The organism is Pseudomonas sp. 9.2(2024), from assembly GCF_039695385.1.
GTDB lineage: Bacteria > Pseudomonadota > Gammaproteobacteria > Pseudomonadales > Pseudomonadaceae > Aquipseudomonas > Aquipseudomonas paraglycinae.
In genome coordinates this window covers 478256-500116 of the sequence record NZ_CP155585.1, presented here as the reverse complement: position 1 = coordinate 500116, position 21861 = coordinate 478256, and the positions used below count along the sequence as shown (strand labels likewise).

General features: G+C 60.7%; 18 protein-coding genes. 1 reads left to right on the top strand and 17 read right to left on the bottom strand.

Features of this window, described 5'->3' with window-relative positions; translation table 11 throughout:
• Position 1: 1 nt before the first annotated feature.
• The 4 genes from ABFB52_RS02200 to ABFB52_RS02185 all read right to left on the bottom strand — a co-directional run bounded on the left by ABFB52_RS02200 (position 2) and on the right by ABFB52_RS02185 (position 7571).
• Entirely contained in the window at positions 2-2254 is a 2253-nt protein-coding gene (locus ABFB52_RS02200) for a glycoside hydrolase (RefSeq protein ID WP_129973808.1), read from the bottom strand.
• A 90-nt stretch (positions 2255-2344) separates the two neighbouring features.
• The gene (locus ABFB52_RS02195) at positions 2345-5410 is read right to left on the bottom strand and encodes an efflux RND transporter permease subunit (protein ID WP_129973809.1); all 3066 of its coding nucleotides are present in this window, start codon (positions 5408-5410) and stop codon (positions 2345-2347) included.
• Complete coding sequence (locus tag ABFB52_RS02190) at positions 5407-6471, bottom strand: efflux RND transporter periplasmic adaptor subunit (protein ID WP_129973810.1); 1065 nt, start codon at positions 6469-6471, stop codon at positions 5407-5409. The genes ABFB52_RS02195 and ABFB52_RS02190 overlap by 4 nt, the downstream gene beginning before the upstream one ends.
• Positions 6468-7571 (bottom strand): efflux RND transporter periplasmic adaptor subunit, encoded by a 1104-nt coding sequence (locus ABFB52_RS02185; protein WP_129973811.1) that lies wholly within the window; start codon positions 7569-7571, stop codon positions 6468-6470. The genes ABFB52_RS02190 and ABFB52_RS02185 overlap by 4 nt, the downstream gene beginning before the upstream one ends.
• Positions 7572-7715: 144 nt before the next feature.
• On the opposite strand from ABFB52_RS02185, the gene ABFB52_RS02180 reads away from it, so the two are divergent.
• On the top strand, positions 7716-8876 hold the full coding sequence (locus ABFB52_RS02180) for an AAA family ATPase (protein ID WP_085746320.1): 1161 nt from the start codon (positions 7716-7718) through the stop codon (positions 8874-8876).
• A 230-nt stretch (positions 8877-9106) separates the two neighbouring features.
• Here the strand turns inward: ABFB52_RS02180 and ABFB52_RS02175 are convergent, their stop codons facing one another.
• From ABFB52_RS02175 to ABFB52_RS02115, 13 genes are all read right to left on the bottom strand, one after another.
• The gene (locus ABFB52_RS02175; RefSeq protein WP_007952765.1) at positions 9107-9985 is read right to left on the bottom strand and encodes a transporter substrate-binding domain-containing protein; all 879 of its coding nucleotides are present in this window, start codon (positions 9983-9985) and stop codon (positions 9107-9109) included.
• Positions 9982-10779 (bottom strand): amino acid ABC transporter ATP-binding protein, encoded by a 798-nt coding sequence (locus tag ABFB52_RS02170; RefSeq protein WP_129973812.1) that lies wholly within the window; start codon positions 10777-10779, stop codon positions 9982-9984. Before ABFB52_RS02170 ends, ABFB52_RS02175 begins: the two co-directional genes overlap by 4 nt.
• Entirely contained in the window at positions 10776-11435 is a 660-nt protein-coding gene (locus tag ABFB52_RS02165) for an amino acid ABC transporter permease (protein WP_007952770.1), read from the bottom strand. The genes ABFB52_RS02170 and ABFB52_RS02165 overlap by 4 nt, the downstream gene beginning before the upstream one ends.
• On the bottom strand, positions 11416-12081 hold the full coding sequence (locus ABFB52_RS02160) for an amino acid ABC transporter permease (protein WP_074689410.1): 666 nt from the start codon (positions 12079-12081) through the stop codon (positions 11416-11418). Before ABFB52_RS02160 ends, ABFB52_RS02165 begins: the two co-directional genes overlap by 20 nt.
• 461 nt (positions 12082-12542) lie before the next feature.
• A complete protein-coding gene (locus ABFB52_RS02155; protein WP_129973813.1) occupies positions 12543-13340 on the bottom strand; it encodes a MetQ/NlpA family ABC transporter substrate-binding protein in 798 nt (265 codons plus the stop codon).
• A gap of 166 nt (positions 13341-13506) precedes the next feature.
• Positions 13507-14439 (bottom strand): sigma 54-interacting transcriptional regulator, encoded by a 933-nt coding sequence (locus ABFB52_RS02150; protein ID WP_129973814.1) that lies wholly within the window; start codon positions 14437-14439, stop codon positions 13507-13509.
• A gap of 56 nt (positions 14440-14495) precedes the next feature.
• Positions 14496-15077 (bottom strand): alpha/beta hydrolase, encoded by a 582-nt coding sequence (locus tag ABFB52_RS02145; protein ID WP_007952774.1) that lies wholly within the window; start codon positions 15075-15077, stop codon positions 14496-14498.
• A 169-nt stretch (positions 15078-15246) separates the two neighbouring features.
• Positions 15247-15648, bottom strand: a complete 402-nt coding sequence (locus tag ABFB52_RS02140) for a biopolymer transporter ExbD (RefSeq protein WP_129973815.1) — start codon at positions 15646-15648, stop codon at positions 15247-15249.
• Between the two features lies 1 nt (position 15649).
• On the bottom strand, positions 15650-16375 hold the full coding sequence (locus tag ABFB52_RS02135; protein WP_007952775.1) for a MotA/TolQ/ExbB proton channel family protein: 726 nt from the start codon (positions 16373-16375) through the stop codon (positions 15650-15652).
• Positions 16376-16420: 45 nt separating this feature from the next.
• A complete protein-coding gene (locus ABFB52_RS02130) occupies positions 16421-17233 on the bottom strand; it encodes an energy transducer TonB (protein WP_041475106.1) in 813 nt (270 codons plus the stop codon).
• Between the two features lie 381 nt (positions 17234-17614).
• A complete protein-coding gene (locus ABFB52_RS02125) occupies positions 17615-17941 on the bottom strand; it encodes a hypothetical protein (RefSeq protein ID WP_039764506.1) in 327 nt (108 codons plus the stop codon).
• A gap of 181 nt (positions 17942-18122) precedes the next feature.
• Positions 18123-19466 carry an aryl-sulfate sulfotransferase gene (locus ABFB52_RS02120; protein ID WP_129973816.1) on the bottom strand — a complete coding sequence of 448 codons (1344 nt, stop codon included), beginning with the start codon at positions 19464-19466 and terminating at the stop codon, positions 18123-18125.
• Positions 19467-19489: 23 nt separating this feature from the next.
• On the bottom strand, positions 19490-21850 hold the full coding sequence (locus ABFB52_RS02115) for a TonB-dependent receptor (protein WP_129973817.1): 2361 nt from the start codon (positions 21848-21850) through the stop codon (positions 19490-19492).
• Positions 21851-21861: the final 11 nt, after the last annotated feature.

The window sequence follows — 21861 nt, the reverse complement described above, 5'->3', positions numbered from 1 at the left end:
CTCAGGGCCCCGTCTCAACCTGAAAGTAAGCTGGCGCTTGCTCGGGCGAGCGCACAGTGATGCTCCGTGCGGGCAATGTCAGCCCCTGCACCTCACGCGCCTGCACATCAAAATTGGCCAGCAATCGCGTGCCGTCTTCAAAGGATGTCTGCTGAACCAGCCGGTCCGCACTCAACCATTCGAAACCGGTGAGCGCCTGAGTTGCCAGACGTTCATGCAAAGGCCGGAAGAACGCATCCTGACGGGCAATCTGCGGCAATCGCTGCGCAAGCGTATCGACACTGAGGTGATACAGCGGCGCAACGTTGTAGAGAAGCTGAGCGAGCTCGTTGTCCGCCCGAACGTTGGTCAATTTCAGGCTATCGAACAGCCAATGGTGGGACGTGATCACCGAGCCATGAAAAACCGCTTGGTACAGCGGCAAACGGCTGGCCGGATCAAAGTGAATACGCCGCAACGACTCTTTGATCGGCACGGGTTTGAAGAAAACCTCTGGCTGCTCCGGCGGATACCACTTGCCTGCAAAATACCTGGACTTGGTGTTCTTGCTCATTTCGACGTCACCCCAACCGATCACTGGTGTCTGCATGCCATGGGCGAACAGCACGCCTTGCGCGGTCGTTGCGTTGCCATCTTCTGAACCGGTGGGCAGTTTCAATACTTCATTGATCCAGCGTGATGCGCCGATGTTGCCTTCGGCATTTTGTGCCTGGGTCATCGTTGCTCCGGGACGGTAGCTGTCGAACAGCATGCCGGTGGCATAGGCATCGAGAAACCAGCTGTTGAAACCGGCGGCGTCGCGAATCGCTTCGACGCGCTGCTCAAGCAGCGGTCGCACGCAACGGGGGTCGGTGTAATGCCCCGATTGCTGGAAACCGCTTTTCAACGTTCCGTCGCCCTTCACGATTGCGCACTCGAGATTCGCCTTGTCCCCCAGATGTGCCGTGGTCCAATCAGGGTTCTCGCTGCGGCTCAGCGCCGTCTCATAGGAATCGTACGGCGCGATCAGATAACCCGCCGCCACGCCGGCCTTGATCGTCTCGGGGTGCCAGAGGCCACCCTCCCAGCCTTCACCCAGTCCCAACCACAAACGGGACAGCCCGGCGTTCTGTAATTGCTTGATCGTATCCAGTGACAAGGTGCTGCCCCAGCGTTCGGGTTCGGGCATCAGCGCCTCACCGAGGTCGGACGCCACTTTCGCGCGGACTTCAGCGTAACCGTTGACGAGAGCCTGCATGTCCGGCACCGCTCGGGCCTGCCAGGTCTTGCGCGCCAGGGTATTCACGGCACGGTTGAGACCGCGTAAAAGCACGGTTTTCTGATACCCGCTCAACTCCCTGTCGGTGACGAGAGTCTGCAACGCCTCACGGTCCATTCCCGTTTTCAGCTCACGGGCCAGTGGGCCACCGCCACGCAAGGTGTCGAGCAGCAAGGGCCAACTGCGCACATCTTTGGCCCCCAGCAGATCGTTGCCCCAAAGGTACAGATGACTGGCACCCAGCAGCCGCTTCGCCTGAGGCGTTTTCTCGAATTTGCTGCTCAGAGTTTCATAGCGACCGTTATCGATCAGCCATTGCCGGTAGCGTTTGGCACCAGCCAACGGGTCGTCCGCCCCGAGGAACAGCGTGAACGTCAATGGTGCGGACGGATCGAGTGAGGTGAAGCGATGCCGGGCGGAAAGTGCCAAAGCCTCGCCTTGGGCACTGAACAACAGCCGATTGTTGAAGGGATTGGTCATCAGCCAATGCAGGCTGAATCCGTCATGCTCAACACCCCAGAGCGGCAGGCTCAGATCCTGAGTGGTATTGAATTCGCCCTGACTCAAAAGGAATGCCTGCCACACCGGATCGCCACGCGGCACATAGTGCCCCTCGGCCAGGGGCCAGATCAGTCCCTTGCCCATCACGCTGGCGGGCTGACGAAGAAATTCCAGTTCCGCGGGTTCACGCGCGGTGATCGAGAAGGACAGTTCATGTTGATCCAGGCTCGCGCTGAGGGTCCAGGCCCCGTCATCCCATTGCCAATCGATGCGATCACCACGCCTGATCAAGTGGCTGACCTTATGTGCGGCAACGCCCGCCGAGACCTGCACCGTCGCATCGTTTGCAGGCGTGACACGGACAGCCAGCGTTGCCGGATCGAGTTGCACGTGCCACAACGAGTTTTCCAATAATGTGTCGGCCCAGGACAGGGACGACAGGCATAAACCGGCAATCAGCAATAGCGCGCGCAGCCAGCAGGTAACGGTAAGCATCAGACGTCCCTTCTCCTAAAGGAGGAGGGACGTTAACCGAATACGCCGACGCTGTAAGTCAGGCCCTTCGCAAATATGTAACAGGCGTACTCACTGTGCCGATGGCGAAGCGTCCTTCTTCGGCTCGCGAATCTTGTACCAGGCCACGTACAGCGCTGGCAGAAACAGCAGCGTCAGCAGGGTCGCAATCACGATCCCGCCGATCATCGCGTAGGCCATCGGCCCCCAGAACACTTCCCGGGCGATCGGGATCATGCCCATGCTCGCCGCCGCGGCGGTGAGCAGGATCGGGCGACGTCGGTGCTCGGTGGCTTCCACCACCGCATCCCACGGCGCGTAGCCTTTGCGCTCGAACTCGTCGATCTGGGTCACGAGGATCACCGAGTTGCGGATGATGATGCCGATCAGCGCCAGGATCCCGAGGATTGCCACGAAGCCCATCGGCGTACCGGTCGGCACCAGCGCCAGCACCACGCCGATCAGCCCAAGCGGCGCGACACTGGCCACCAGGAACAGCTTCTGCACGCTGTGCAGCTGGATCATCAGGAAAGTCGCCATCAAAAACAGCATCAACGGCAGCACTTTCGCAATCGGCCCTTGGGCCTTGCCACTCTCCTCGACCGTACCGCCGGTGGCGACCTTGTAGCCAACGGGCAGTTTTTCGGCGAACGCGTCGATGGACGGCTTCAACAGTTTCACCAGATCGGTCGGCTGAATCTCGTCACGCACCGACGCCTTGATGGTGATGGTCGGAAGGCGATCACGACGCCACACCAGCGGCTGCTCCAGCTCATAACGAACCGTGGCGAAGGCCAGCAGCGGAATCGACGTGCCGTTGGGCGTGACGATCTGCAGGTTCTGCAGGGTTTCCGGCGTACCGCGTTCCGAACTCACTGCGCGACCGACCACATTGATCAGGTAGATGTCGTCGTTGACCTGGGTCAGCGGCGCGCCACTGACGATGCTGTTCATCAGGTTCGCCACGTCTTCGGACGACAGCCCGAGCTGGCGCGCCTTGTCCTGGGCGATGTCGATTCGCAGGACTTTGCCTGGCTCGTTCCAGTCGTAAATGATCTCGCCGATGTGCTCGTTCTTGTCCAGTTCAGTCGCCAGGTCGATGGCGTGCTTGCGCACCTGATCGATGTCCTTGCCGCTGATCCGGTACTGGATCGGACGCCCCACCGGCGGGCCCATTTCCAGCGCCTGCACGTAACTGCCGATGCCGACGAAGTCCTTGTGCAGCCGTTCGCGCAGGCGCTGACTCAGGGCCTCGCGGGCTTCGAAGTCTTTGCTGACGATCACCAGTTGCGCGTAGTACGGGTTCTGCAATTGCTGGTCGAGTGGCAGGTAGAAACGGATCGCACCCTGGCCGATATAGGTGCTCCAGCGCACGATGTCCGCATCGCCCTTGAGCGTGGCCTCGAGCTTGTCGACGGCCTTGCGGGTCTCGTCGATCGAGGCGTTTTGCGGCAGGTTGAGGTCGACCAGGATTTCCGGTCGATCCGAAGACGGGAAAAACTGATTCTGCACAAACCGCATGCAGAACACCGCCAGCACAAACAACAGCACGGTGATGCCGATGGCCCACCAGCGATTGCGCATGCACCACAGCAAACCGCCGTTGAATGCGCGGCCAACGCGCCCCGGTTCGGCTTCATGGGCTTTCACGTTGGTACTGAGAATGTGCACGCCGATCACCGGGGCGAAGAACACCGCCACAATCCAGGACACGATCATCGCCACGGCAATCACCGCGAACAGCGTGTAGGTGTACTCGCCGGCAGAACTGGCGTTGAGCCCGATGGGGACGAAACCGGCGACCGTCACCAGCGTACCGGTGAGCATCGGGAACGCGGTCGAGGTGTAGGCGAACGTCGCGGCCTCTTCCTTGCTCTCGCCCATTTCCAGGCGCGTGACCATCATTTCCACGGTGATCATCGCATCGTCCACCAACAGGCCGAGGGCAATGATCAGAGCACCGAGGGAAATCCGCTGCATGGTGATGCCGCTGTACTCCATGAACACAAACACCATCGCCAGCACCAGCGGGATCGAGCACGCCACCACCAGCCCGGCGCGCACGCCGAGGCTGATGAAGCTGACCACCAGCACGATCACCACTGCTTCGAACAAGGCACTGGTGAAGCCGCCAACGGCCTCCTCCACCACCACGGCCTGATCCGACACCGTGTGCACCCCGACGCCGACTGGTAGATCCGCCGTCAGTTCATCGATGCGCTTGTGCAGGGCCTTGCCAAACTCCTGGACGTTGCCGCCCTTCTGCATGGCAATCGCCAGCCCGATCGCCGGTTTGCCGTCGAAACGGAATTCCGGCGTGGCCGGATCGGTGTAACCGCGAGTGATGTCGGCGACGTCTGCCAGGCGATAGAAGCGGTCGTTGAGCTTGAGATTGACCTCGGCCAGGTCTTTCTCCGAAGCGAACTGCCCCGAAGTCCGCACGGAAATCCGCTCCGGGCCCGCCTCGATGACACCGGCCGGAGTCACGGCGTTCTGCGATTGCAGGCTCTGCACCACCTGGCGCTGATCGATGCCCAGCGCCGCGAGTTTGCGGGTGGAGAAGTTCAGGTAAATCACTTCGTCCTGCTGGCCGATCATTTCGATCTTGCCCAGCCCCGGCACATTGCGGATCTCGGCCCGCGCCTGTTCCACATAATCGCGCAACTGGCGCATGGTCAGGCCGTCGGCGGTGAAGGCGTACACCGAGCCGAACACGTCACCGAATTCGTCGTTGAATCCCGGCCCCTGAATGCCTTGAGGAAACTGCCCGCGAATGTCGTCGATCTTCTTGCGCACCTGGTACCAGATCTCCGGAATATCCTTGGCGCTGGTGGTGTCGCGCAGGTACACGTACACCGTCGATTCGCCGGGGCGCGTGTAGCTTTTCACATAGTCTAGGGAATCGAGTTCTTCGAGTTTTTTCTCGATGCGGTCGGTGACCTGCTTGAGGGTTTCTTCCTGGGTCGCGCCCGGCCATTTGGTCTGGATCACCATGGTCTTGATGGTGAACGACGGGTCTTCCTCGCGCCCCAGATTGAAGTAGGAGAACACCCCCATGAGCAATGCGACGAACATCAGATACCAGACGAAAGACTGATGCTTGAGGGCCCATTCGGAGAGATTGAAAGAGCCTTTCATTGACTGTCCTCGTCAAGTTTCACGGATTGTCCGGGTTTGAGACTGTTGACGCCGGCGCTGACCACACGCTCGCCGTTCTTCACGCCCCCCGCAAGTACAACGCTGCTATCGGTGCGGCTGATCACGCTGACGTCGCGCGGGTTGACGGTTTTGCTCTGGGTGTCGATGACCCAGATCCGCGCTTTTCCGTCGACCTCCTGCAACGCGGTGACGGGCAATTCGATACGCGGCTTGATCGCCGAGCTGAGGGTGACGCTGATCGCGGTGCCGAGGCGAAAGCCGTCGGGCGTATTGGCCAGGGTCAACCGTGCGCGGCGGGTGCGCGTCGCACTTTGTGCCTGGGGTTCGATCTCGCGCAGGGTGGCCGTGGAGTTGATGCTCGGGTCGAGCTGCCCGGCCACCAGAAACACCACGTCGGACGGGATCTCATCGACCAGGGTGTCCGGCAGATCGATCACGGCTTCCTTGATGTCCGGTTGCGCCAGGGTCACCACCTGCTGGCCCGCCGTCACCACCTGCCCGGTCTCGGCGTTCCACGCGGTGACCACCGCCTTGTGGTCGGAGCGTAGCTGGGTGTAATCGAGTTGATCCTTGCTCTGGTTGACCGCCGCGCGCGCCTGATCCAGCGAAGCCTGGGTGGTTTTCAGGTCCGTCATGGCAATGTCCAGTTGCGCCTGCGCGCCGACACCACGGTCGAACAGCGCTTGCTGACGGCGGGCATTGGCCTGGGCGTTGATCAGCTGTGCCTGAACCCTGGCCAGGTCGCCCTGGGCCGAACGCAACTGGTTCTGCTGGTCGGTCGGATCGAGGGTGGCGAGCAGCGTGCCCTTCTGCACCTCGGTACCGACGTCGACGTTACGGCTGGCAATGCGCCCGCCAACACGAAAACCGGTGTTGCTTTCATAGCGTGCCTGAATGCTGCCGGCGAAACGCCCGAGGTTTTCCTCGCTCATCGCTTCGACCTTGACCGACAACACCGGCCGTACCGGCTCCGGCGGTGGCTCGCTTTTCGAGCAGGCGGCGAGCAACACGCCAATGGATAACAGCCCCAGACGCTTCATGGCTGTGCTCCCGGTTGCAGATCCTTGTAGGTGTTTTCGGCAATTTCGACCTTCATGCCCGGATGCAGCAACTGCCCACCCGCGACAATGACTTTTCCCCCGCCCTTGAGGCCCTCGCTGATGATGACCTTGCCGATCAGATAGCGGCTGACGGTGACGTTGTGCAACTGAGCTTCGCCTTTATCGTCGACCATCCACACGGCCGGATCGCTGACGTTCTTGGTCAGCGCCGACCAGGGCAATTCAACGGCCGACTTGCCGGTGCCCTTGGCCGTGGCGCTCACCACCGAGCCCAGTTGCATCCCCTGCGGCAGGCTGTCGAGGCTGACCTTGACCTGCACCGTGCCGGATTGCGCGGACACCGCCGGGGTGATTTCGCGCACGGTGCCGGTGGTCTTGATGGCGGGGTTGTCGAGCAGGCTGACGACGATCGAACGCTCCGCCGGCCGCTCGGCCAGCAGGGATTCGTAAACGTTGAACACGGCGTCGCGGTCACCGTCCCGGGCCAGGCTGAAAATCGGTGCCGTGGCCTGAACCACTTGGCCGACTTCGGCCTGACGCTCGGTGATGACGCCCGGCGCATCGGCAATCAGCGAGGTGTAGCTCAGTTGATCCTTGGCGTTGGCCAGCTGCGCCTGGGCCGCGCTCAAGGCACTCTGGCTGCTGCGCAAGGCGGCCTGCGCCGAATCGTATTCGCTCTGGCTGGTGTAGCCCTTGGGCAACAGTTTCTGCTGGCGGACGAACGCGGCGGCGCTCTGTTTGACCCGCGCCTGCTCGGCCACTACCTGAGCCTGGGCGGAATCGACGTTGGTCTGCAAATCCTTCGGATCGAGCTTGGCCAGCACTTGTTTGGCCGAGACGCGGTCACCGACATCGACCATGCGCTGGATGATCTTGCCACCGACCCGGAACGACAGTTCGGTCTGCACGCGGGCCTGCACATCGCCGGTGAGGGTCACGGCGGCGGCGTAATTGGCGGGGTTCACCTCCTGCACGAAGACCCGGGGCAGGTATTCGGCGGGGGCCTTTTTCTCGCCGCAGGCGCTCAATAAAGCGAGCAGACTCAGCATGACCGCTGTTTTCAATCCGGGACTCGCCATGCAGACTCCTTCCTGTGTACGAACGTGCAAGTGACGATACGACTGTGAGCTTAGAACAGGGTTCAACCTTCGTCCGGGCGATATATGCATTTCTGTGCAGCGAGTATCCTGACCCGGATTTCGGGGCACTCAAGAAGGATTTTCATGCTCAAGACCCTCGCGGTGGCCAATTACCGCTCGATCAATAAATTGGTGATTCCGCTGGGCCGTCTGAACCTGATCACCGGCCCCAACGGCAGCGGCAAGTCCAACCTTTATCGGGCGCTGCGGCTGCTGGCGGAAACCGCTCAGGGCGGCGTGGTCAATGCGCTGGCCCGTGAGGGTGGTCTCGACTCGACCTTCTGGGCCGGACCGGAAACCATCAGCCGGCGCATGCGCAACGGCGAGGTGCCGATCCAGTCCACCGTGCGCCAGGGTGTGAAACGCCTGCGTCTGGGCTTTGCCGGGGAAGATTTCAGCTATTCGATCGCCCTGGGTTTGCCGGAGCCAAGCCTCTCGTTTTTTTCCCTCGACCCGGAAATCAAAAAGGAATGCATCTGGGCCGGACCGCTCTATCGTCCGGCCAGTCTGCTGGTGGATCGCGACGGGCCGATGATCCGTACCCGTGAAGGTCGTGGCTGGGATGTTCTGGCGCAATACACGCCGAACTTCGACAGCCTGTTCGATCAGGTCGGCAGCCTGCGTACCTCGCCGGAAGTTTTCCAGATGCGTGAGTTCATCCGCCGCTGGCGCTTCTACGACCACTTTCGCAGCGACGCCGACGCCCCGGTGCGCCAGCCGCAACTGGGCACGCGCACGCCGGTGCTACATCACGACGGGCGCGATCTGGCGGCGGCGTTGCAGACCATCCGCGAGATCGGCGATCCCGAGGCGCTGCAGGCGGCGATCAGCGATGCGTTTCCCGGTGCACGGCTGAACATTGCGCCGCTGGCAGGCGGACGCTTCGCTATCGAGTTCTTTCAGGAAGGGTTGCTGCGGCCGCTGTCGGCGGCGGAACTGTCGGATGGCACGTTGCGCTATCTGCTGCTGGTCGCCGCGCTGCTGACGCCACGCCCGCCATCGCTGATGGTGCTGAACGAGCCGGAAACCAGCCTGCATCCGGATCTGCTGCCGGCGCTGGCGCGTTTGATTATCCGGGTGTCGGAGCAGTGTCAGGTGTGGGTGGTGTCCCATGCCCGGCGATTGATTTCGGCGCTGCAGGAAGACCCGGAATGCAATTGCATCGTGCTGGAAAAAACCCTCGGCCAGACGGGGATCGTCGGGCAGAGGGTTCTGGATGAGCCGGCGTGGAATTGGCCTGATTAGGTGTGTCAGTTGGAGAGCCCCTCACCCTAACCCTCTCCCGGAGGGAGAGGGAACCGATTGGGGAAAGCTCAAGAGTTACGCCGACCTGAAAGTGCTTCTGTGAATCCATAATCGACTCGGTGTCTCAGGTCGATGTAACTCTCAAAACACCTCGGTCGGCTCCCTCTCCCTCCGGGAGAGGGCTGGGGTGAGGGGTTGCTCTGCATCCTCACCGCCGACCTGTCAGGCAATCAGCCCTGCCACTTCCCACCCTCAACAATCACGCTCTCGGGCTTGGTGTCATCACTCAGCTCTTTACGCACATATTGGTCATACAGCTTGAGCAGATATTTCTCCTCACCAAGCTTGGCCAGTTCAGTATTCACCCAGTCGCGCAATTCGATATTGCCCTTCTTCACCGCCGGGGCAATCGGCGCTTCGGCGCCAAGTTTTTCGTCCAGCACGCGGTAGCCCGGGTTCTGCTTGGCCCAGCTGAACAGCACCAGATTGTCCTGCGCGTAGGCATCGCCACGGCCGTTGGCCAGGGCTTGCAGGGACTCGGAGTTTTTCTCGAACTTCAGCAGTTTCCAGTCCGGGTGGTTCTTGGTCAGCCAGATATCGGCGGTGGTGCCGGTGGTGACGATGGTGGTGCGGGTCGCCAGGTCATCCAGCTTTTTCACCTCACTGCCTTGGGGCACCAGCGCCTGCACCGCGACCTTGAGGTTCGGGTTGGTGAATTCCACCGCTTCCTTGCGCTCCGGGGTCACGGTCATGTTGGCGAGGATCAGGTCGACCTTGTCGCTTTGCAGGAACGGAATGCGGCTCGCCGGTTCCACGGCCACGAACTCGACCTTGTTTTCATCGCCCAGCAGATCCTTGGCGAATTGACGACCGATGTCGGTATCGAAGCCGACATAGCGTCCCGCTTCGTTGACGAAACCGAACGGCGGCTTGTCGGTGAACACGCCGACGATCAGTTTGTCGCGGGCCTTGATCTTGTCCAGGTAACCGGCCGGCGCGGTGCTTTCGCTGGCGACTTTCGGCTTGGCCGGTTCTTCGGTCTTGTTGCAGCCGGCCAGCAGCGCGAGGCTGATCAGCGGTAAAGCAAATAGGGCTTTGGCAGTTTTCATGGCAGTTCCAGTTCCTTGGGTTGAGTCGTTGTGGGCGAAGTCGTTGAAGTCAGCGCTTCGACGTAGGAGAACTTCTCCAGGAACTGCTGCGCGCGTGCGGTTTGCGGGTTCGTAAAGAAAAGCTCGGGCGGGTTCTGTTCAAGGATGCGCCCGCCATCCATGAACACGATGCGATCGGCCACCGCGCGGGCGAAGGCCATTTCGTGGGTGACGATCAACAGGGTCATGCCTTCGCGGGCCAGGCCCTGAATCACTTCCAGCACTTCCTTGACCATCTCCGGATCAAGGGCGGCGGTGACTTCGTCGAAGAGCATCACCCGCGGGTTCATGCACAACGAGCGGACGATGGCGATGCGTTGCTGCTGGCCACCGGAGAGCTGGCGCGGGAAGGCGTCCCGCTTGTCCGCCAGGCCGACGCGCGCGAGCAACGCTTCGGCTTGTTGCTGTGCTTCGCGGCGTTCGCGTTTCTGCACTTTCAGCGGGCCGAGCAGCAGGTTGTCGAGCACGCTCATGTGCGGAAACAGGTGATAACTCTGGAACACCATGCCGATCTGCTGACGCACTTCGCGCCAGTCGGTGGCCTTGTCCAGCAATTCACGGCCGGCGAACTTCAGGTGACCGCTGTGGGCGGTTTCCAGACCGTTGAGGCAGCGCAGCAAGGTGCTTTTGCCGCAGCCGCTGGGGCCGAGGATGACGATGACTTCGCCGGACTTCACTTGCAGGTCGATGCCCTTGAGCACCTGCTGTTCGCCGAAGAATTTGTTGAAACCCTGAAACTCGATCAATGCGCTCATGCTTGCGTCCAGCGCCGCTCCAGCACGCGCGAGGCGGCCGACAGCGGGTAGCAGATGAAAAAGAAAAACAGAAACAGCGCGCCGTAGATCAGCACCGATTCGTAGGTGCGCTCGATGATCTGCTGGCCGACCTTGATCACATCCACCACACCGATCAGCACCGCCAGCGAACTGGTCTTGATGATCCGCGTGTAGACGTTGATGGTCGGTGGCGTCATGCGTTTCAGCGCCTGGGGCAGCAGCACGTAACCGTAGAGTTGCGCCGCGTTCAGACCGATCGACAGCCCCGCTTCACGCTGCCCGCGCGGCAACGAATGCAACGCACCGCGCGCCACTTCGCCAACCTCGCTGGCGCCCCACAGCGACAGCACCAGGACCGCACACCAGAAGCTCGGCAGGCTCAGCCCGAAGAAAATCGGCAGGCCGAAAAACAGCAGGTACAACCAGACCAGCACCGGGATCGCCCGGAACAGCTCCAGATAGATCCGCAGCAGCGCGTTCAGCCACGTCACGTTGAGCGTGCGCAGCACGCCGTAGAGCACGCCGCCGACGGTGCTGATGGCGATACTGAGGAACGAGATCGACAGGGTTTGCCCGGCGCCTTTGGCCAGTTGCGGCAACGACACCCAGAGCAGTTCAAGACCCGAACTGGCCATGCTGGAGCCTCCTTTCCAGACGGCTCAACAGCAGCGACAGCGGCAGGAACAGCAGCACGCAGATCAGCGTCAGCACGGCGAGCATTTCGTAGGTTTTGTAGTAGAGCGCGATGTAGCTTTTGGTGGTGTAGAGAATTTCCGGCACCGCCACTGCCGAGACCACGGTGGTCTCCTTGAGCAGGAAAATGAAATTGGCGAACAGCGACGGCAGGCTGAGGATCCCCGCTTGCGGCAGGATCACGTAACGCAGCAACTGACCGTGGGACAGGCCGATTGAGCGGCCCGATTCAAGCTGCGCCTGAGGCACCGCATCGACACCGGCGCGCAGCACTTCGGTGAGGTAGGCCCCGCCGAGAAACGTCATGGTGATGATCGCGGCGCTGAAGCCGGAAACCTTGATCCCCAGGGCCGGCAACGCGAAGTAGACGAAGAACAGCTGGATCAGCAGCGGCGTGTTGCGTGCCAGTTCCACATACAGCCCGACCAGTTTTTGCAGGTAAGGCGTGCGGAACACCAGAATCGTCGCATTGAGCAGCGCCACCAGTAGCGAGGTGCCAATGGCAATCAAACCGACCTGCAGCGTCACGCCCACGGCCTTGAGAAACGCCGGCAGGGTGCTGAGGATAAATGCGTAATCGAAGGTCATGAAACATCCTGACGCCGCTCGGTAAGCGACGGTGGTGCAGTCCATGGACAGCGGGTAACTGTCCGGCAGGCACCGACTTTAAAGGTATAAGAAAAAGAATTTAAATACCGTTAAAGCATATTGATATCACGCAAAAAACTATCCTGCGGGTTTGCTCCGACAGAATAAGAAGGCTATTTTTCCTTTCGCTGTAGGACGGATCTTTTTTTCGTAAAAGCCCTCCAAGGACGAACAGCTTTTGGCCAGACTCCCCCGGCCAACCCCATAACAAGGAAGAGAACATGGACGTAAAAGTGCCGCAGCGACCGGACCCGCAGGATTTCGTGAAATGGCTGGTGGCCTTGCGCAGGGCGCTGAAAACCAGCGCTGCCTGAGTTATCCACACGCAAAAAAAACGCCGATGACCATCGCTGATCATCGGCGTTTTTTTCAACCTTGAAGGGGGTTGCTGTTGCGTCGGATCAGAACGCCGGCAGTACCGCGCCGTTGTACTTCTTCTCGATGAACGCTTTGACTTCAGGGCTGGTCAGGGCAGCGGCCAGTTTCTTGATGGCGTCGCTGTTCTTGTTGTCTTCACGGGCAACCAGGAAGTTCACGTAAGGCGAATCAGCACCTTCGATCACCAGGGCGTCCTTGGTCGGGTTCAGCTTGGCTTCCAGTGCATAGTTGGTGTTGATCATGTCCAGGTCGACTTCTTTCAGAACGCGCGGCAGCAGGGCCGACTCCAGTTCCTTGAACTTGAAGTTGTGCGGGTTCTTGGCGATGTCTTTTGGCGTGGCCAGGGCATTCTTCGGATCTTTCAGCTCGATCAGGCCAGCCTTCTGCAGCAGGATCAGAGCGCGACCGCTGTTGCTGCCTTCGTTCGGAATGGCGATGGTGGCGCCGTCCGGCAGTTCAGCCAGGGCCTTGTACTTGCTCGAGTAGCCACCGAACGGTTCAACGTGAACGCCTTGCACGGTCACCAGGTACTTGGCCTTGTCGTCCTTGTATTTGCCGGCGTTGAAGCTGTCCAGGTAAGGCTTGGTCTGGAAGTAGTTGGCGTCCAGACGCTTCTCGCCCACCTGTACGTTCGGCTGTACGTAGTCGGTGAAGACCTTGATTTCCAGATCCACGCCTTCTTTGGCGAGGGTCGGTTTGATCAGTTCGAGGATCTCGGCGTGCGGTACCGGCGTCGCAGCAACCACCAGTTTCTCGCCGGCCTGGGCCAGGGAAGCAGTCAGAGCAGCCGCCAATGCGGTAAACAACAGAACCTTTTTCATGCAGTGTCCTTATCGAAAATCACGGTCGTCATCGACGACGGCATTAATACGTGTGCCAGCGATGTGCTACTGCTGGCGTGAAGCGGACAATACCGGGATTTTTTATTCCCGGACAATAACGTTTATTCAGCTTCATATTCCATTTTGTTCGTGTTGAACAAAATGGTTACAACGCCTCGCTCAGGCTCAACAGCAATTCTTTCAATGCCTTACGTTCGTCGACGGTGCCGTTGAGGCTGACGCTCGCCACCTGACGTTCGATCTGAACCAGCGGCCCAGACACCTCGGGCAGGTTCAGGTGCTCCGGCAGGATTTCGTCGCCGGTGCTCACCAGCAGCGCAAAATGAATGACGTTTTCCAGCTCCCGGGTGTTGCCCGGCCAGCTGTGTTGCTCCAGCACCTGTTGCGCCGCCTCGCTGATCAGCGGCACCGGCAGGTCCAGGCGCTGGCTGTAGATGCCGAGGAAGTACTCGGCCAACGACAGAATGTCGCCGACCCGCGCGCGCAATGCTGGCAGCTCCAGATGCCCTTCGCTGAGATAGTGATAAAGCCGCTCGTGGAATTTCCCCGCCGCCACCGCTTGGGCCAGATCGATGCTGGTCGCAGCGACCAGCCGCACGTCCACCGGGCTCGGTTGATGCGCACCGACGCGGGTGACTTCGTGATTTTCCAGTGCGGATAGCAACTTGATCTGGATCGGCAGCGGCAGGTCGCCGATCTCGTCCAGGTACAAGGTGCCGCCGTTGGCCGAACCGAACCAGCCGGCGCGACTGCTGGCCGATCCGCTGTAGCTGCCGGCGGCGTAGCCGAACAATTCGGCATCGGCGTAGGTCGGGCTGATCGCCCCGCAATTGACCGAGACAAACAAGCCGCTGCGATCACTGGCGCGGTGGATGTGGCGGGCGAGCAATTCCTTGCCGGTGCCGGTCTCGCCGCGAATCAACACCGAGATCGAGCGGGGTGCGAGCTGGGCCATTTCCTCGCGCAACTGGCGCGAGCGTGGATCGACGAACACCAGCGCCTTGGCGCGAATGCTCAGGGGACTTTTTTCCGCATCGGGAAAGGTCAGCAACGGCTGACCGAAGGTTTCAAGACTCATGGCAGACTCCCGCCCCAAATCGCCGGGAGACGGGGGCGTTGAAAAAATAAAAGTGATCAGGCACGGCGCCGGGCGTGGTGTTCCATGCGGTTTTGCAGGCGATACAGATAAGCGAATCCCTGCTCCCAGCGTTGATGCCCGGACTTCACGTTGATATGGCCGGCACCGGCGAGAATCCCCGCCTCGGCGCCCCAGTTGCGCGCCAGTTCCAGCGCACGCGGCGCACTGACGGCGGCGTCGTTGTCGGAGCTGACGACCTGGCTCGGGAACGGCAGCAGATCGGTCGGGATCGGTGCGAAATTGCGCAGTGCCGGCACGCACGCCGGGCGCTCGACATCCGCCGGTGCGACCAGCAGCGCCCCGCGCACCTGACGCAAATGATGCAGTGGCGCGGTGGCCGCCCAGTGCGCTACGGTGATGCAGCCCAGGCTGTGCGCGATGAGAATCACCGGCGAGCTGTCGGCGGCAATCGCCTCGGCCAGCGCCGCGACCCAGTCTTCACGACGCGGCGTCAGCCAGTCGGCCTGCTCCACCCGCGCGCTGTTGGGCAGGCTGTTCTGCCAGTGGGTTTGCCAATGATCTTCTGGCGATCCTTGCCAGCCCGGCACAATCAGATAACGGATTGATTCGTTGCGCATGGGGGAGCTCTCCTGCGTCGTGTCTGTTCCTGAACGAGTATAGGGACGGGATATATATTCGTTAAGGAATAAGAAGCTATTTATTAAGACCTGAAAAGCATATTAAGCATTGGGCAAAAAAAGGGGCCGCACCCTGCCAAGGAGACGGCCCCGGAAAAACGTGAAACCCTTATCGTGCAGTGATCACCGACAGCTTGGTGATGCCCGCCCGCTCAATCGAAGCCATGGCTCGCGCCACTTCGCCGTAATTCACCCCGTCGTCGGCCTGCAATTGCACGCGCACTTCCGGGTCCTTGGCCTTGGCCGACTTGAGGTTGAACTCCAGCAGATCCGGCTGGATTTCGTCCTTGTTGATAAACAGTTTTCCAGCACCGTCGATGCTCACCACCAACGGGTCTTTCTGCTCGACCGGCGCCACCGCTTCGGTCTTCGGCAGGTTGATCGGTATCGCGTTGGTCAAAAGCGGCGCGGTGACGATGAACACCACCAACAGCACCAGCATCACGTCCACCAGCGGCGTCACGTTGATCTCGCTCAGCACCTCGTCGCTGTCTTGCGCGGAGAAGGCCATATCAGGACGCCTCCTTCACTTTTGTTGCGTTGCCCTGGGCCGCAGCCTTGTGCGCGGTCGGGTGGATCAGTACGCGGAACGAGCTCTTTTGCGCCAGGCTGTAGAAGTCGTGGGCAAAGTCGTCCAGGTCCGCCGCCGTCAGTTTCAGACGACGCAAAAAGTAGTTGTAAACCAGCACCGCCGGCACCGCGACCGCGATCCCCACTCCGGTGGCGACCAGCGCTGCACCGATGGGCCCTGCGACCGTTTCCAGGCTCGCCGAGCCCGCCGCGCTGATGCCTTTCAACGCTTCCATGATTCCCCACACCGTGCCGAACAGACCAATGAACGGCGAGGTGCTGCCAATACTCGCGACCACCGCCAGACCGGTTTCCAGCGAACGGCGCTCGCGGACGATCTGCTGGCGCAAGGCACGTTCGAGGCGATCCTGATGATTGATCGCCTGGCTCAGGTCATTGGCCTGCGGCGCCTCGCCCACTTGTATCGCCGCATAACCGGCCTGTGCCACCCGCGCTGCCGCGCCGGGCTGGGTTTCGCTCAACTCGGCGGCGGAGTCCAGACTCGACGCCGCCCAGAAGCGTTTGTGAAATTTTCGGTCCTGCGCCTTCAACCGGCCGAACTGCAAAGCCTTGAGCAATGCCAGGCCCCAAGTGGCGACAGAGAAGACCACCAGCAGCCAGATCACCGCGCTTTCGATGGATTCCAGTGGAGATGCCAGTAACGTCATGATGTGTTCCCTCGTGTAAACGTTTAGCGCGAAATTGGTTTCGGTTTAATGAATCTTGAAATCGATGGGTACGCTGACCCAGCCGTCCTGGGCGACATCACCCTGCTTGGCCGGCACGAAGCTCCAGCGCTTCACGGCGTCCAGCGCCGCGTCGTCGAGCTGTTGCCGGCCACTGCTTTTCTGGATCTGGATCTCGCCCGGTTTGCCGCTGGCCAACACGTGCACCCGCAACAACACCGTGCCTTCCCAACCGCGACGCTGGGCCAGCGACGGATACTCGGGCGCCGGGTTCTTCAGGTACGCGGCGTTGGCCGAGGCCGGCGTCACCGGAGCAGGCGCCGGCGGTGCAGGTGGCGCCGGCGCGGCGACCGGAGCGGCCGGTTGTGGCGGAGCCGGTGGTTGCTCGACCGCTTTCGGCGCCGGTTTCGGTACGGGTTTGGCGACCGGTTTCGGTTTTGGAATCGGCTTTGGTTTCGGTGGCGGCTTGGTTGCCAGTTCGTCCTCCACCGGGGGCGGAGGCTCGACCACCGGTGCCGGTGGCGGCGGTACAACCACAGGTGGTGCCGGTGGCGCCGGGCGCGAAAATTCGATGGTCATCGGTGGAATTTCCGGCGGCACGATCGGCAGCGCCGGTGTCGGATGCTGGTTGATCCAGTAGATCACCGCGCCGTGCACCACCAGCGCCAGAACGCCGAGCAGAATCGTTTCGCGGCGGCTCAGAATGCCCTTGGGCGCGCGCTGCAAACGCAGCTGCCCCAACGGCACACGATGGGGCCGGCCGAGATCGACCAACTCGCCGCTCGGCGCCTGGCGCCACAGCACCTCCTGTGCGCTGGCGGCGGTCTGGACATTGCCCATTGATTTACTCCCTGCGGTCTCTTTGCGTTTTTTCGCTTAGCCGATTCGCCGCTTGTTGAATCCCCCACGGCGTGATCGATGGGTCAATCATTGGGCCAGCGGCTTATCTCCGAAAGTAATCTTTCATGTTATGAATAGATGTTTATGGAATATATGAAACAGTCATTTTCGCCAAAGCCACGGCCCGCAAGGCTTCCAGCGATTCGCCGGAATCGACATGCTTTCCCGGCATAAAAAGTATTCATCCAAGGCATCGGGTTATCGATGACCCGGGATTCAGTGACAACTAATTCCAAGGTGATAGTTGACGAGCTTTATAAAAAGTAAAATAAAAAAGGCCGATGCATGTTTAATGCATCGGCCTTCGATTTACGGAATTTCTTATTGCTTCAGAAACTCACCACCCAAGTTCACCACTTCACCATCGAAGTTCACGCGGGAACCGGTAGCCCGGAGTTTCGCGTAGTTGTGATCAGGCGAAAACAGCGTCCAGGTCTGATAACCACTATTTCCGTTCTGAGCCAGCACCGCGATTGTGGTCGGGTTGCCGGTGCTGTTCTGGAAGTGGTAGTTCCCGTAACGGATGTCGTAATTCACGCCACCCTGGCTGAGGGTGCCGCTGAAGCTGCCATTGGAATCATTACCGTCGGTGATAACCAGCTTGGCGCCAGAGTTGGCATTTACGTAAGTGCCATTAATGCTCGACATAACGAGATTTCCTTTATCGTTGGATAAGTGTCTTCCGATGAGAGCAAGTTTCCTCCTGGAAACTCACGACACTCAGGATGGTTGGACATTCATTTATTGTCCACGCGACTTTTCAACGAAATTGCTATATGCACTATTCATGTCGCTCATAACTTATTTCGATTCGGAAGACTCTTAATAACTAACGACTGGCATTGGTTTGTTGCACACCAATGGCCGGCGCAATCACTGCCGTCTCCGAGCGCGGAGTTCCTGCCGGCACCCAGTCATAACTCACAGGAAGGGCCCGATAGACCCAGTTGCTGATCGCGTCGCTGCCCGGCGCTTTGCCCAGATAAGGGCTGACGTATTCCCAGACGTTTTCACCGCTGGCTGTCACCTGGAAGAACCGTCCGTTCATGCCTTCATCGATCAGCGTGTTGCCGTTGGGCAAGCGCCGTGCGCTGCTGATGAACGAGCTGTAGAACGCCCACCCCGGCTGCTTCGAATTCGCCGCGCTGTACTGCCAGACGATTTCATTTTTCATCGGGTCGATCTCCAGCACCCGCGAACCGGAAATCAGCCCCAGCGTGACGTTCGGGTACCCCGCCGAACCCTGGTTGTCGAACACCAGCAGATTGCCCGCGCCGGGCAATCCGGCCGGGATGATGTGCGCGTCATGCTGACCGACGAACTGGTCCACCGGGCGCGGGATTTTCTGCGCGGTTTTCGGATTGGCCAACGGCAGATTCGGCCCCAGGCGCCAGACCACCTTGCCACTGTGTTTGTCGATGATCGCGATGAAATTGGCATTGCGCGAATCGATCAGCAGGTTGTCCGGGTTGAAACGCTTGTCGCCGGCATCGAACCATTTGTTCGGCCCGACCAGGCTGAGGTTGTTGATGTGCAGGTAATCAGGATTTTCACTGGCACGAACCAGCTTCAACTGCTCGGCGGTGAAGCCGAATTCGTTCAAGTGATCCGACGCCAGCCACTGCCATTTCACCTCGCCGGCGGGGCTGACTTCATAGATCGCATCGTCGATCACCTCGGGCACCTTGAAGCCTTTGACCTGGTGCACCTTGTTCGCCAGCACCACGGTGTTGCCGTTACTCAGGCGACGCTGATCGTGATGCTGTTGCGCCGCCCCACCGGGGGCCTTGTCGCCCCACTGCCAGACGACTTTGCCATTCCAGTCCAGCTCGCCGACGCTCTGATTGCCGAGACCGTTACCGGCGGAACCGAGCTTGCCTGGATCCTTTTCGCTCAGTTGCAGCAACACATGGCCACGCTCGCCACCCACCAGTTGCGGGTCGATGATCGCCGACGGGAAACCTGACTGCGGCCAGTTCTTCACCTCGTTGCCGTTCATGTCGATCAGGTGCGTCTGCTTGTCGGCACCGCTGAAGATCACATATTGATTGAAGGCCTTGGCCGGGTCGTAACGGGTGACGCCGGTGGGGTAGACGCTGGGTGCGGCGAGCGCCCCGGCACTGAGCACTGCGCCGGACAGCAACACCGGTAAAGCGGTTTTGATGCGCAACATGATGCAGCTCCTTGAAGGATCGATCAGAAGTCGTAGCGACCGGTGACGCCGAGGGTACGCGGCGTACCGAGCAGGCCTTCATAGCCGCCGTTGCCGCCGGTCCACAGGGTCGTGTAGTAGGTTTTGTCGAAGGCGTTTTTCAGCCACAGCGAGACGTCCCACTGACCCTGATTGAAATCGCCGCGCAGGCCGGTGGAGAGATTGACCACCGCGTAACTCGGGATCTGGCCGTAGTCGGAATCTTCGACCGTGCCCACCGCTTTTGAGCGGAACGCGTAGCTGCCGGTGACGTAAGGTTGCAGGCCGTTATCCATATTCCATTCGTACTTGCCGTTGGCATTGCCGATCCATTTCGAGGCGCCGACCACCTGATGACCGCTGAGGTCGCAAGAGGCTGGAGCACCCGGTGCCTGGCTGACCTCCGGCGGGCACGGCGCGTCCTTGTACGAGAGGTAACTGACGTCGTTGTACGAGCCGTTGAAGTTCAGCGTCAGGCCGCGCAACGGGATCACGGTGCTCTCGAACTCCACGCCGCGCGAGCGCACCGAACCGGCGTTGGTCAGGTATTGCACACGGTTGACGTCGTCGTAGGCGTTGGTCTGGTAAGCGTTGACCTGAGTCCAGAACACGTTGGCGTTGAACTGCAAACGGCGATCCCAGAGCGTGCTCTTGAAACCGAGTTCGGCGTTGTTGGCGCGCTCGGTACCGATAAGCAGCGAGTCGGCACCAGCGGTCGGGGCCGAGCCGACCACAAGGTTGACCCCACCGGATTTTTCGCCGTGAGACAACGTAGCGTAGCCGAGCAGATCATCGGTGAAGCGATAGCTGAGGTTGAGCAATCCGGACGGGCTGGAGCTGTACTGATTCAGGTCGCCGGAATCGTAGGCGCCGGTCCGGCCGCGTCGCGCAGTGGCTGCGGCACCCGTGACAGCGGCGCCACCGACCGGTGCATCACGATTGACCCAGGCGTTCTTCTCTTCATAGGTGCCACGCACCCCGGCGGTGAAATCCAGACGCGGGGTCAGGTGCCAGGTGCCTTGGGCGAACAGCGCGAAGCTGTCGGTCTTGATATGGCCACGGCCGACGCTGTTGACGTTGGCCAGCGCGCCCCGTGGCGTGCCGTTCCAGATGTCTGCCTGCGGGCCGTAATAGGCGAAGGATTTGTTGTCCAGGTCCGAGCCGAAATAGTAGGCACCGAGGACGTAATCGAAGAACTCGCCCTTGGGCGAGGCGAGACGAAATTCCTGGGAATACTGTTTGTCCTCCACCGACACCCCGGCGTTGTAGGTTGCCGGCACGTTGAGGCCATCATCGTTGCGCGGGGTGAAATTCCAGAAGCGGTAGGAGCTGACCGAGGTCAGGGTGAAGTCGCTCGGCAGGGTCCAGTTGGCCTCCACCGACGTGCCGCCCTGATGCACGGTGACGTGCTGGTCATTGTCCAGATTGACCTTGCGGTGCGAGCCGTTGACCAGCGTCGCGCCGGCAGCGGCGGCGCGGGCCGAGTAGAGATTGACGCCATTGATGGTCGGCCCGGTGTTGTACAGCACGCGGGTGCCGGCGCTGGAATCCTCTTCGTTGTAATCACCGATCCAGCGCAGGTTGAAGTTTTCGTTGGGCTTGAACAGCAACTGCGCACGGAAACCGTCGCGGGAACCGCCGTTCAGATCATGGCCGTTGAATTCGTTCTTGATGTCGCCGTCGCTACGAGTGCGATAGGCCGACAAACGCCCGGCCAGCACATCGTTGAGCGGCCCGGAAATCGTGCCCTTGGTCTGGAAATAACCGTCCTCGCCGACCGAGGTTTCGATGCTGCGCTCCGGGGTAAAACTCGGCGCGCGGGTGCTGATGTTGATTACCCCAGCGGTAGTGTTCTTGCCGAACAACGTCCCCTGCGGCCCGCGCAGGACTTCGAGCTGTTCGATGTCCATCAGGTCGAACACCGCCATCCCCGGACGGCCCAGATAAACGTTATCGATGTACAGCCCGACGCTGCCTTCCAGACCATCGCTGGCCGGGTTGTTGCCGAGGCCCCGGATCGACACGCTGGACTGACGCGCATGCATGTAGGCGACGTTGACGCTGGGCACCAGTTGCTGCAGATCCTGAATCCGGTAGATCCGCTGCGTCTCCAGAGTCTGGCCGCTGACCACGCTCATGGGTGTCGGCACGTCCTGAGAACTTTCTTCGCGACGGCGGGTGGTGACGGTCACGGTTTCCAGTTGCGAAGTGGCGGTCGCGGTCTTGCCTGCCGGTGCCGGCACAGGGGTTTCCGTTTCCGCAGCGTAGCCGTGGGTGCAGCTGGCACTCCCCGCCAGCAACAGGGCCAGAGGCAGACGTTTGAGCCGTCGTGGCGGCGGCGGTGAAGCGAGGTTCAACGGACTCATGGGACTGCTCC